Here is a 12,756-nt window from a genome sequence, read left to right as displayed (position 1 = left end):
CGGTCCGGTGGAACGGACAGGATCGGTCGCCCGACTTCGCGCCGTCGCTGTCGCCGAGCAGCGGGACAAGCATCCCCTTGCGCTGCTGCTCGGCAAGGAAGGAACTGTCGTAGCCAGTGCGGTACCGCAGGTCGGCGAGGGTGGTGAGGACAGCCGGGGGCACGGCCTTGAATTGTTGCGGGTTGTCCTGGCAGAGCACCGCGCAGGCTGGCCCGAGGCAGAGGACGACGTCGAGCGTCCACCGTTCGTAGAGATCGGCGATGGCCTCGGGGCTCTTGTCCCTAACAACTGCCATGCCTACCTCCCTGACCATGCAGAACCTTCCCCGGAAATATCGCTCGGGCAGCGACGATAATCAATGACCTGAAGGGCTGGTCAACCTGAAGATTCGGCAAGCATCGGTACGCAAATGATTACACTGCGTGCTCATCCATCAGCCCGCTCCGGTGAGGGGTTCGCATGATTTTCGCAGAGCACGACGTCCAAGAAGGCCGCCCCCTGGCGGCCGAGTGGGCAGGTGGCGACGCCCTCGGGGAGTTCTGCGAGCGGGTCGGCGCGCTGACCCGGAGGCCTTGGCGTACGTTTCCGTTCCGGCACACTCAGAGCCCCGAGACGGCCAGGGCGACGGGCGTCTCTCTGGGCACCGGATAGTCACACGGCGGCGGCCAGCGCCTCGCTCGCCGTCTTCACCGAGTACGTGAGCGAATCGAGCAGCGGCGCCGGCGCTGCAGCCGCGGCCAGGCTACTTGCCTAACGTGCCCGGACAGGCCTTCAAGCAACTGACCAGCTATTTCGCTTGACTACCCAAGATAACGATCGTAACGGGCTGTTGGCTCGGCGAGCCCCTGCGGCCGTGTAGGATCCGCGTTTTGCTGTCGAAATCCGCGCCTCCGTGTCAGGTAGTTGTCGGATTCGACATGCCGAGACGGACCGGCAGGGGCTGAATGTCGGCGCTCTCACCTCAGCGTCCCGACCAGATCGCATGGCGAGAGGATTCGACACGCCCGCGCGGATGGTCAGGTCCGACAGATCATGCGGATTCGCCGCTAAGCGCAGGTCCAGAGGTTGCCATCCGACACCGAGTTGCGGATCCTACAGGCCGGACGGGCAAGTACGACTACGTCGTCAAGGACTGGTTCCGGGCCTACGGGTCACCGGCCGAGGGGTTCTCTGCATACGGCTCGCCTTCCTGCGGAACAAAAAACGGTACGCGCTGGCGTTTGCTCACCTGAACGACCCGTACGCGTTCGCACGTGCGGGCGTCGCGGCCGGCTACGCTACGGACCTGCGCTACGCGTCGAGGCTGACCAGCGTGATGCGGATGATCGAACGCCCGCTAGCCGTCGGCGCCCCACGCCGTGGTCCGCACCCCATACGAGCCCTCCGGGACGGGGGCGCGCGGGCTCCTCTGGGACGCGACGACCTTCGTCAGCTCGGCCGAGGGCCTGATCGCCATCTCCGACCACAGCAGGGCCGCGTACCGCTCAAGCTGACGGCGCGCCTGGGCCACGTTGCCCTCGGCCAGGAAGATTTCGATCAAGGCGGCATGCGCGGACTCGCGCAACGGTTCTCCGGTTATCGCGGCGAAGGCGGCCTCGAGTGCGTCAAGGTGGCGGCCAAGCCGACACAGTCGGCGAGCCAGCGCCTCCAGGGCGTGCATCGCCGAAATCCACGTCGACGTATCTGGCGCGGACGCCACAGCGTGGCCGTACAGCGAGGGCGTGCCAGCCTTTACACCTCTGGTGGGCCGACATTTGGCCATTGCGCCGGTCACTGTCTGTATAGCTTTCATCGCATAGTGTTGGTGTCATCCGTATCACCGGCTTCGCGCAAAATGCTGACAGACGTGGGGGCTAGGTATGAACGCATCGGCGCTGATGGTCTCGGTCACGTCCCACGACGGCTCGCCTGTGGTGGACGCCCGGGTGACCCGGTTGGACAACTCCCGAGAGCAGGTGACGGTCACCACGGACCGCAAGGGGCAGGCGCGCTTCGATGTTTCCCCTTTGGAACCGGCCGCCATCGTCGTCATCGCCCAGGGCTACGCGCCCGACTCCCGCGAGATCGGCGGCGGCTACCCCACGCGTTCGGACGGCGTCGAGCAGTTCGTCCTGGGACCGGCCGGATGGCCGCACTACAATCGGGGCCGGGTGCGCGTCCCGTTCCGGCCCGTCGTGGACGCCGTCGGTGTACGGCTCAGCCGTCCGTCCGGGCAGGACGACACGGTGCGTGATGTCGAGAGGCTGAACGGCGACGCCTCGCAGTTGATCCGTTTCGACGACGAGCAGGTCGTGGTCTTGCGGATGCCGGAGCTGCGCCAAGAGAGCGACGAGCCGGACAACGTGGTCCGGGAGGTGTCGCCGGGCCGGGCTCAGCGGCTCGACCAGGCCGTGCGCCGCCTCAACGAGCGGGCGATGGGGTTGGAGGGCGTCGAGCAGATCGGGGCGCTCGTCGCCCTCACCGATCGCGGCGCCTCCTTCCTCACCGACTCGATGGTCGTGTCCTTCCTCAGCGACGACGTCGACCCCGACGAGGTCGCCTCCCGCCACGGTCTCGAGGTCGTCAAGCGGTTCGGCGCCCTGCCCCGGACGTATGTCTTCCGGTCGCCCACCGGCGCTGGCTACGAGCTGCTTGACCTTGTCGACGCGGTCGCCGCCGAACCCGGCGTGCGATACGCCGAGCCCAACCTCGTGACGACGGTCGAGGACGACGCCGTGACGCCCGGCGACTTCCTGTTCCCGCAGCAGTGGAGTCACCGCCTCATCGGGCTGCCGGACGCTTGGCAGGTGCTGCGCGATCTCAACGCCACCGCCACCTTCGGCGACCCGGCGGTCACCATCGCGGTGGTCGACAACGGCATCGACGCCGGGCACCCGAGCGTCGCGGTCACCCTCACCGACGGCACCGCGAAGATCGCGCAGCTGTTCGACTTCAACAGGATGGTGGCCAACAACAACGCGACCAACACCGGTATCAGGTCGGACCACGGCATGTGCTGCGCCTCTGCGGCCACCGGAGCGACGGACAACGGCGAGGGTATAGCGGGTGTCGCCGGCAACTGCCACCTCATCTCCGCCAGGCGCGGTGGCGACGAGGTGCGCTACTCCGAGATGTACCTGTGGCTCGCCGGTCTCGATCCCGACAGCTCGACCAGCGGCTTCCCCGCCCAGCTCACCGACGGCGTGGACGTCATCACCAACAGCTTCGGCTTCAGTGTCGACAGCCCCATCTCTCTATTGATGCAGGACACATTTGACGCGGTGACCGACCATGGACGCGGCGGCAGGGGCACCGCCCTGTTCTTCTCGGCCGGCAACGACAACGTCGACCTCGACACCACCAACCGTCGGCCGTGGAGCATGTACGGTCGCTGCTACGGGGTCGCGGCGTCCTCCCTCGCTAACGACGGTGTCACCGAGGTGAAGGCGACCTACAGCAACTTCGGCTCGACGGTCGACTTCTGCGCGCCGTCCAACGACAGCCGCCCCGCGAGCCACAACCCGCCGCAAAAATTCGGGGCCTTCACCGCAACGCACCGCACGACCCCTCGAGGCACCGCCATTCCCGGACAGGCCGCCACGACGACGACCTTGTCGGCCGCGAGCGGGGCGGGAGCCACCACAATCGATGTGACCAGCGTCGCAGGCGCGGTGGTCGGCGGCTCGGCGCTGATCGGGCCCGTGGGCAACACGGCCTCCCGCGGCCGGACCATCGTGGCCATCAACGCGGGCACGCGACGAATCACCCTTGACATGGCACTGCCGGCCGGCTTCGCCAACGGGACGACCGTCGCCTTCGCGCCACGGCAGTACCGCACCGACTTCGGCGGAACCTCCTACGCCACTCCCGAGACGGCGGGCGTCGCGGCGCTCATGTACTCCGTCAACCCGCAGTTGGCCTGGTATCAGGTCGGCGACATCCTGCGGGCGACCGCGCTGAAGATCGACACGGGTCAGACGGACGCGGTCGGGCGCTGGCGGGACGTGGCGGGGCGCATCTCGAGCGACCCGGCGTACCAGGGCCCGTTCTTCAGCGAGTGGTACGGCGTTGGCCGGATCGACGCCGCCGCGGCGGTGCGACGCGCGGCGTGGACGGTCGACCTCGTCACCGACCGGATCGAGTTCCTCGACGTGCCCGAGGGCGAGACGACGTTCCGAGCCGTCCGATGGGACGTCCACAGCCTCTACCCGTCGACGTTCTCCACGGTCACCGCACCCGCCTCGCCGTTCAGCATGCCGGTCGGTACCACCGAGAGCCTCAGCGGCACGGCGAACTACGCCGTGCTGCAGGAGGGCTACCTGTGGATCGCGTTCACCGGGGGCGCGCCCGGCACCAGCGCATCGGACAGCATCACCGTCCGCCACAACGAGACCGGCGAGGAGTGGACCATTCCGATCACCGCCAACAGCGTCTCGCGCAAGACCGCCTGCGTGATGCTCGTCCTCGACCGTTCCGGGTCGATGAGCTCCTCGTCGGGGGTCGACACACACGAGCGGATCGACGTGTTGCGCTACTCCGCCGGAATCCTCGTCGAGGCCGTCCACGAAGGCGACGGCGTGGGCATTGTCGGCTTCGATCACGACGCCTCGACGGTGGTGTCCCCGCCCGCCGGACCGCTCGCGGAGCCCACTCTGTTCGACCCCGTCCGAGACTCCGTGCGCTCCGCTGTCACCACGTTCGCGGTCAACATCAACGGCGCCACGTCGATCGGTGACGGTATCGAGCTGGGACAGAGCGAGCTCAACCCGGTCTCGGACTACGATCTCAAGGCCACGGTGGTCTTCACCGACGGCTACGAGAACAGGTTGAAGTTCATCTCCGACGTGGCGCCGTCGATCACGGACCGGACCTACGCGGTGGCACTCGGCCGGGCGGAGAACATCCGTCCGGCGACCCTGACGGGCGTCACCAACGGCACCGGCGGCTTCTGCTTGCTCACCGACGATTTGAACACCGACAGCCGCTACAAACTGGCGAAGTACTTCCTGCAAGTCCTCGCCGGTGTCAAGAACGACCAGATCGTCGTGGACCCGCCGGTCACCGTGCCCCCAGACACCACCGTGGACGTGCCTTTCCTCCTCGCCGAGACGGACTTCGTCACCGACGTCATGTTCCTGACGCAGCACCCCTGGCTGGTGGAGATGACTCTGATCACGCCGGACGGGGACGTGGTTGACCCCGCCTTCGTGTCGACGCTGACCGGACGCAACTACTTCAAACTTGCCGATCAGGTCGAGTACTACCGGCTGACGCTGCCGGTCCCCATCGGGGCAGGCCCACACGCTGGGCAGTGGCTGGCACGGTTCCACCTGTCGGGACAGGCCGTCAGGGAGGCGATCTCCGCAGACGGCAAGCTCAGCCGCGAAGACGCTCGGAAGATCCTCCGCGATGGGCTGTGGGGCACGCTGCTCGTCCACGCGTCCTCGGACCTGCGCATGCAAGCCGAGGTCCGGCAGGACTCCTTCGAGCCAGGCGCCGAGTTGCGGCTCCGCGTCACGCTCTCCGAGTACGACGTCCCAATGTCGCATCGCGCTGAGGTGCGGGCGGTGGTCACCGACCCGACGGGTGCGGCCGCGACCGTCGCGCTGCCGGAGGCCGCGCCCGGCGTGTTCGAGGAGGCGCTCGTCGCGGCCCTGCCCGGGGTGTGGACAGTGCTGTTCCAGGCGACGGGTAAGACCATGCGCGGGACGCAGTTCACCCGCGAATCGGTCCGGACGGTCGCGCTCTGGCGCGGCGGCGATCGGTACCAGCCGAAGGAGGGCGAGGAGCCTAAGGTCAGGCGGCGTAAGGCGTGGAGGGTCGTGCAGCAGGACGAAGAGCTCGTCGAGCTGTTGAGCAGGCGGCTGACCGACGCGGGGCTCTCACTGGAGGACCTGGAACGCGAGCAGATTTGAGAGCAGGAGTCCCCTGCCGCCCAGTCCCGTCAGGAGCGATCCGCGTGAAGTCCCGTCAGAGGGGAGTGTGCTCATGCGACATCAGCTCCCCGACGGCGAAGCTTCGCAGTCGGCGCGGTCTCCGGCACTATCCTGTACTTCGTTCACGAGCTGGTTCGCCGTGCCCGAGACGTCTTGGGGCTGTGCGGGAGCACTCTTTCGACCTGGTTCAGCGCCACATCGGTCTTGTGGTCTGGTTGTCCGTTGGTCCGCAGCGAGATCAGCCGCATCGCACCGTAACGGCGCTCCAGCCCGGGGCGGCGGACGGTGGCCGTTACGGTGCCGTACGCTGCGCTGTACTCGATCACGATCGCGGACCGGTCGGTGATCGCGCTGGCCAGGGTGCGGCAGTCGCCGGCGGACAGGATGGGCGCGGCCGCGGAAAGCTCAGCCGCCGTCCCCTGCAGCGCTTCCTCTCCGTCTGAGTCGTCGATCAGGATCGCGAGCTGATCGAGAGGAGACGCTGCGGACCGGCTGACGGAGGGTGTCCCTGCCGGCGTTGCTTGACCGGCCGTATCGGGGGCGCCACCCCCCGAGGGTGACGGCCGAGCGGAACGCTGGGCGGACAGCAGAGGAGATCCCTGGATGGTCTGCGCGATCGGCGCATACCCGGCAGAGCGCAGTTGGGCCAGGACGGTGTTGAGGTCGCCGGCGCACAACAGCGCGCATGAGCCGACCCGGCGCGGGTGCAACCTGGCCAGCATGGGGTCGGTGAGGATCTGCTCGGCGGTGGCCTCATCGGCTGTTTCCACGCACACGCCCGCGCTGACGCGCACGTCTCCTCCGTGCCGCCGTCCGGCGTCGCTGATCAGGTAGCGGACGACCTGCGGGATCCCGGCGGGGGCGATGGCGAGCAGTGCGGTGAGCAGGTCGTCGGCGGTGGCGCCGGTGTCCAGGTGGCGGCGTACGCTGGCCGGGCTCAGCCGCCAGATGCGGGCGTGCGGGTCGCTGGATTCCAGGTCGGCGCAGCTGTCGAGCAGGGCGGTCAGGTCGGGGGCGGTCAGGCCGGTGGCGATGACGGTGTGGTCGGCCTGGATGGTGGCCGTGGTGGTGACCTGCCACATCTGCTCGGCCAGGTCGCTCAGCGCGGCCGGGCCGCCGGTGGCGAGCGCGTCGCCGAGCGGGGTGAGCGCGCCGCGCACCACCAGGCCCAGCCGTTCGGCCTCGGCCAGCACCGCCGATACGACGTCCTCGGGCGGCACTCGGTCGTCATGGTCGAGGCTGGAGATCCGTCGTTGATGGCCCTCCGCTCCCGAATATGTCCCCAGCCGCCAGGTAGCGGCCCGTAACTACCCGGCCTCGCCGTATTCGACGACGTATGCCGCGTAGTTCTCCGTGATGATGGCTCGGCCAGCCTCTGCGGTGAGGTGGTCAACCGAGGAGACAGCCGGCACCTGCCGCCCATCGGCGGAAGACGTGATCAGTTCGATCCGGCGCGCCAGTTCAGCGACGACACGGGAGCCGACTCGACCAACAGCCTCCCATTGCGCCAGGAGAACCACGGCGCTCGGCCAATGCCGGTGCTGCGGACCTCCCTCGCCAGGAGCGCCGCATGACTGTACGGCAGCGCCAGGTTCTCCGTCAGCAGCAGGTAGACCCGTTCGATGTCACCGCCGTAGCCGACCAGGCCCGTGCACGGCTTGATCGGTCCGTCCGTGTCGCGTGCCGCCACCTCATAGACCCCGCACTCCGTGCAGCGGAACAGGCCCTCCGCTCCCGAACATGTCCCCAGCCCTTAAAGTAGAAATTGATCTTGAGGTGGTTCCGCTCAGCCCAGCTCGTCTCCAGCGAGGTGGAGTAGGACGTTGATCAGGCGGGCGTTGAGGGGGAGATTCTCGGCGAGGTAGTCCGGGGTTCGGACATCCCAGGTGGTGGTCTGGAGGGCGATGTCTTGAGCGCGGGGCTCGTCCTGGGAGATGAGCGCAAGGGCGAGGTCCAGAGTGGGGCTTGGTCCGTCCAAGGTGGCTCGGAAATCGGTGAACTGCTTGAGGTGCGTCGTGGCTGCCGACGGGTTGAGCGCGGCCAGAAGGAGTAGCCGGGCTTTGTGGGCTTGCGGCGATAGCTGCCACAAGGCCAGCAGGTCGGGGACGGCATCGGCAACGGCCCGGGCCGTCAGGGCCCCCGGGCTGTCGCCATCGGGCTCGGAGAGCGCCCAGGCGTTCTGGGAGGCGATGTAGAGCAGGTGCCGAAGGAGTTCGAGACGGCGTTCGGGGAGGATGTTCGGCGAGAGTGCGATTTGCACCAGGAACGGGATGGTGCGCTCCGTTGCCGAATACACGGTGTCCTGGTGCACGATGGCGCTGAAGTACTCATGCACGGCGTCTGACCAGCCCTCATCGTTGGCAGCCAGCGCTCGAAGGATGTCGGGCGTGTCATCTGCAGAGCCGTATGCGTGGTCAAGAGAGGACCAGTCGACGTCGTCCAGTCCGGTGAGCGTGATCGGTTCTCCCTCGCTTGACAGCGATGGGGGTCCTTGGTCCAGCAGCCGCGGGACCACGGCGCGCTGGGCTCGGGGCGGGGTGTGAGCGAAGGACGCCATACGGAACTCCCGCACGTCCTCTATCGTCCGGTCGACGAGCAGCCCGTCGAGGGAGCCGAGTTCCGGCGGACTCGGATGGCGGACACCGTAGGCGTCCTTCAGCCGCACAACGAACCGGTGCTCCTCGGCTGTCCACCACTCGATGTCGTCGTCGGGATATGGCCCGTCGTCCCACGCCAGGACACGCCAGCCTGGTTCCTCACCCCAGCGGCCGCGGTAGGTGCAAGGGGTGAGCAAGACCTGGGTATAGCCCCGCTCAATAAAGACCTCCGCGATTCGCCGAGCCGTCGGCTCGTCCGCAACTGCGACGTCAGCGGCTTCGCCCCAGCGCTCAAGAACCTGCGCGAATTCGGTCACGTTGCAGCATTCTAGGCAAGGCCGGACCAGGACTCAGTCTCATGGCCACGAAGTCGTTGCGCCTCATCCTTGGCACTGCGCTCCCGACGCGTCCCAACCCTCGGTAGGTCTTGATCTCGCTGTGAGTCTACGTGGGATGGGTGTCGGATTTAGAAGATTTAACGACACCCTCTGATTAGGCCCGGAAGTCCTCTCGAAAACCGGACATCGAGTGACGAACCGTGACGTCGGATGGCCGGTTTCGCACCCGAATTGACGACAGGATTTTCCGACAGGAAAATCGGGCTCCAACCCCTTCCCGAGGAGAGCCCGGTGCAGATCGTCTACTCCCGCGTCTCCACCGCGACCCAGTCCCTGCTGCGGCAGCGCCACATCCTCACCGAGGCCGGACTTCTCGTGCGCACCGAAGGCGTCGCCGAGGGGTTCCGGCCTGCCGACGGCGTCCTCCTCTTCGAGGACCCCGCCACCACCTCCAAGATCCCCGCCCTCGACCGGCCCGCGTTCGGCAAGATCGCCGCCAAGGCGCACCCCGGCGACACCCTGACGGTCTCGGAGCTGTTCCGGCTCTGCCGCGACCTGCTCGACATCCACGCCGTCCGCAACTGGTGCCAAGCCCGCGGCGTCGCCCTGCGCGTCCTGTCCGGACCGCTGTCGAACTTCCACGATCTGGCCGCAGGCGACGCCACCACCGCCGTCATCATCAACGTGATCACCGCCGTCGGCCAGTTCCAACGTGACATCCAGAACGAGCTCACCGTCGAGGGGATCGGCGCCGCCGAGATCGAAGGCCGCTACCGCGGCCGGCCCCCCGCGCTGGACGGTGACCGGCGCAAGGACGTGCGGGCGGCCTTCCACGAAGGCACCTCGATCGCGGCCCTGGCACGGGCTCATGGGGTAAGCCGGGCGGCCGTGCGAACCGCCCTGGCCGACCTGCTACCCGGCCAGAGCGTCCTGCCTCGGCCATCGGCGTGATCGACGGGAAGGGTCAGGCGACCAGGCCGAGGTCAAGACGGCGGCCCATGTCGATGTCGATCGTGCCGTACAGGTTGGCGTTGGACCAGAACAGCGGCGAAAGTCCTCGCTTGTCGGCGTCGGTGAGTCGCTGCTGCCAGGCGGGGTCCTTGAGGACGGACTGAACCAGCAAGGTGTTGATGAAGACCAGCGCCGACTGGAGCAGGTGCAGGCTGAGCATGGAGACCTCCTGATGCTCCTTGTCGCTGCCCGGGATGGTGCCGGCGCTGCCGTAGAACAGGTCGGTGTTGGCGGAGTTCCAGTTCTCCACGACCTGCAGGCCCTCGTGGATCTCGCGGCGCAGTTCCTGCGAGGCGACATACTCGGCGACGAACACGCTCTTGACGGCCTTGCCGAGTTCCTCGATGGCCTTGTAGGTGGGGTGTTTGGGGCCACCGCGGGTGAAGCGTCGCAGCACCTGCTCGGCCTCGGCCGTGCCCAGCCGCAGGGCGGTGGCGTATTTCACCATCTGGTCGTACTGCTGAGCGATGATCTCCCAGTCGATCGGCTTGTCGGCCACCATGCCGGTCAGGCAGGACGGGACCTGGTCATCGGCGTCGGCCTTCACCAGCTTCTGATGGGCGATCCTCTTCATCCGCGGCAACAGCTTGAATCCCAGCAAGTAGGAGAACGCGAACCCGACCAGCGACTGGCCATGACTGTCCGTGTACTGGCGGTCGATGGTGGCGTCGGTGCAGTGCCGCAGCACGCCCTCCATCATCGCGGCGACCTCGGAGGCGTTACAGGAGCGAAGCTGGGAGTAGACGCACACCGACTTGCGGTCCACGTGCCAATAGATCATGACGCCGGGGCCGCCGTACCGGGCGTGGTACTCGGTCATCAGGTTCGACGACCACGACCCGAACTTCTTCGAATCCGACGCGCACGCGGTCCCGTTGCCCCACCACAGCGGATCCCGCATCCTCAGGGTAGCGTTCACCAGCGTCGCGATCGCCGCTCGCAGGTTGTCGCGGTTGACGAACAGATGCCGGGTGGCCCGCAACGCCGCCTCGGTCTCGCCGTGGCGGCCGCCGTCGGCGACCCGTTTGATCCCCACATTCGTGCCGAGCGCGTACAGCACCAGCAGCAGGCGTTTGCGGATAACTTCCCGCGGGGTCGCCTCCCTGGTCGCGACCGTGGTGAACGCGTCGGTGAAGTCGGTGACGAAGTCCGACTCCTTCAAGAAATCCAGCAGGTCGATGATCCCCCAGCGGGCTGCGATCTCGGTGTGCAGCGCCCGCAGATTCTCCGGCACCGCCAGTTTGCCCAGGTCGGGGATGTGCCAGCGCGGCTCGCCGCGGTGCGTCTTCACCTTTGCGCCGCCTGATTTGTTCCTGCTGACCGCCCGGCCGCATGCCGCCATCGAGGCGCGCATCGCCTCCTTCAACGTGGCGATGAACACGCTGCTGTCCAGCGGTTGGCGCAGGTTCTCGTAGTGGACGTCGCGGTTGTCCTCGAAGTCGGTCGGCAGGTCTTCCTCGGGGTTGCGCCAGCGGCGGGCGCCGGCGACGTAGATCTCGCGGCGGCGTAGAGCGTCCTTCAGTGACACGATCACGCACAGCTCGTAGGAGGCCCGCTCGATGACCCCGTTCTCGTCGACGACCGCTTCCAGCCAGCCGTCCAGCACCACCCCTTGGATGGGGACGTTCTCGCCGGCGTCGTAGTGGCGGGTGGTGTTCGGGATGTCGGCGTATCGCTGCAGCAGGTCCACGGCGTCCATCACCGGCCGGTAGGCGGTGTTGTTGCACTTGAACTCGATTGCGGCCAGCAGCTTGGGCAGCATCCGCCGGTAGTAGGAGGTGTAGGAACTGGTCAGCACCGTCCGCACCCGGGCCTTGTAGGCCCTGGCGTCCGCCTTCGCCTCGGCCACCAGCGCCTGCAGCGTCGCCTCCCCGCCCGGCACCGCCGGGAACACCACCTGCCGGACCGTGCCCTCCGGAGCCCGCAGCGACGCCTCGGCGATCGAGAACAGCTTCTCGGTCTTGCGGTGCACCTTCTTGGCCTCGGCCTCGATCGCCCGCTCGACCTTCCGCTCCGCCCGAGTGTTGATCTTCGACACCAGGCCGATGAACAGATCGACCAGCGCGTCGGTGATCTCCGTCGTCCGCGACCACGCCAACGCGGCCACCAACGTCAACCGGACCGGCGGCTGGTTCGCCGCGAAGTCCGACGGATGCGAGGCCATCGCCCGCGCCCGCCAGGAGGCCACCAGCCGATCCGAATACCCGCCGAACAGATCCACCGCCAGCCCCAGAGCCTTGGCCCACCGCAGCTTGACGATTTCCTCCAGCAGCGTCTCCAGCCCCAGCCGCCCGGGGTCGGACTTCAACTCCAGTAGGAACCCGTCCTCACCCGTGGCCAGCTCCCACAGCGACCGCGCCGAGTCCGCCGACAGCCCGTTCAGCACATGCAGGCAGAACTCCCGCTCGAACCGCGCCCTGCCCGCGCCCACGATCCGCTCCACCCGGCCCGGCGGCTCGATCTTCAACGTCCGGCAGCGGGACAGCAGCGCCGCCCGCAGCCCCTCGTCCGTGAACACCATCGGGCAGATCTTGTCCGCCAACCACTCGGCCAGCACATCCTCATCCGCCCGGGTCGACTCCCGAAACCCCAGTGCGTCCCGCACCTGGGCCCGGTGCCGCTCGATCGACCGGCCCGACCAGTCGTACTCCGCCAGCAACGTCGGCTCGACCTTCACCTGGCCGGCCACGTAGTCCACCGCGGCCTTGGGCAGCTCACCCACGTGCCGCGGGAAGCGGCCCTCCTGCTCGAAGAACTTCAGCATCAGGCTGAACCCCAGACGGGTCGCCCCCGTCTTGTTCCCCACCAGCTCCCAGTCGCCGTCCAGCAGCGTCCACGCCGCGATCAGCTCTTCCGGCTCCCACTCCCGACGCACCCGAACCCGCCCTCCACCCG

At 67.6% G+C, this 12,756-nt stretch carries 8 protein-coding genes; 3 read left to right on the top strand and 5 right to left on the bottom strand.

Annotation, left to right across the window (positions count from 1 at the left end; genetic code table 11):
• Positions 1-459: 459 nt before the first annotated feature.
• Positions 460-651, top strand: a complete 192-nt coding sequence (locus AB0L53_RS49890) for a hypothetical protein (protein WP_364011045.1) — start codon at positions 460-462, stop codon at positions 649-651.
• A gap of 685 nt (positions 652-1,336) precedes the next feature.
• On the opposite strand, the gene AB0L53_RS49885 is transcribed toward AB0L53_RS49890, so the two are convergent.
• On the bottom strand, positions 1,337-1,660 hold the full coding sequence (locus AB0L53_RS49885; protein ID WP_364011042.1) for a bacterial transcriptional activator domain-containing protein: 324 nt from the start codon (positions 1,658-1,660) through the stop codon (positions 1,337-1,339).
• A 199-nt stretch (positions 1,661-1,859) separates the two neighbouring features.
• On the opposite strand from AB0L53_RS49885, the gene AB0L53_RS49880 reads away from it, so the two are divergent.
• A complete protein-coding gene (locus AB0L53_RS49880) occupies positions 1,860-5,894 on the top strand; it encodes a S8 family serine peptidase (protein ID WP_364011039.1) in 4,035 nt (1,344 codons plus the stop codon).
• A gap of 143 nt (positions 5,895-6,037) precedes the next feature.
• Here AB0L53_RS49880 and AB0L53_RS49875 read toward each other — a convergent pair whose 3' ends face one another.
• From AB0L53_RS49875 to AB0L53_RS49865, 3 genes are all read right to left on the bottom strand, one after another.
• Positions 6,038-7,135 (bottom strand): helicase-associated domain-containing protein, encoded by a 1,098-nt coding sequence (locus AB0L53_RS49875; protein ID WP_364011036.1) that lies wholly within the window; start codon positions 7,133-7,135, stop codon positions 6,038-6,040.
• A gap of 218 nt (positions 7,136-7,353) precedes the next feature.
• Positions 7,354-7,605 (bottom strand): hypothetical protein, encoded by a 252-nt coding sequence (locus tag AB0L53_RS49870; protein ID WP_364011033.1) that lies wholly within the window; start codon positions 7,603-7,605, stop codon positions 7,354-7,356.
• Between the two features lie 96 nt (positions 7,606-7,701).
• Positions 7,702-8,829 carry a hypothetical protein gene (locus AB0L53_RS49865; RefSeq protein ID WP_364011030.1) on the bottom strand — a complete coding sequence of 376 codons (1,128 nt, stop codon included), beginning with the start codon at positions 8,827-8,829 and terminating at the stop codon, positions 7,702-7,704.
• 312 nt (positions 8,830-9,141) lie between these two features.
• On the opposite strand from AB0L53_RS49865, the gene AB0L53_RS49860 reads away from it, so the two are divergent.
• A complete protein-coding gene (locus AB0L53_RS49860; protein ID WP_364011027.1) occupies positions 9,142-9,801 on the top strand; it encodes a recombinase family protein in 660 nt (219 codons plus the stop codon).
• 13 nt (positions 9,802-9,814) lie between these two features.
• On the opposite strand, the gene AB0L53_RS49855 is transcribed toward AB0L53_RS49860, so the two are convergent.
• Positions 9,815-12,736 (bottom strand): Tn3 family transposase, encoded by a 2,922-nt coding sequence (locus tag AB0L53_RS49855; protein ID WP_364011024.1) that lies wholly within the window; start codon positions 12,734-12,736, stop codon positions 9,815-9,817.
• Positions 12,737-12,756: the final 20 nt, after the last annotated feature.

Source organism: Nonomuraea sp. NPDC052129, assembly GCF_040680095.1.
GTDB lineage: Bacteria > Actinomycetota > Actinomycetes > Streptosporangiales > Streptosporangiaceae > Nonomuraea.
Note: the sequence above shows the minus strand (reverse complement) of the source record. Positions and strands in the feature narration are given on the sequence as shown.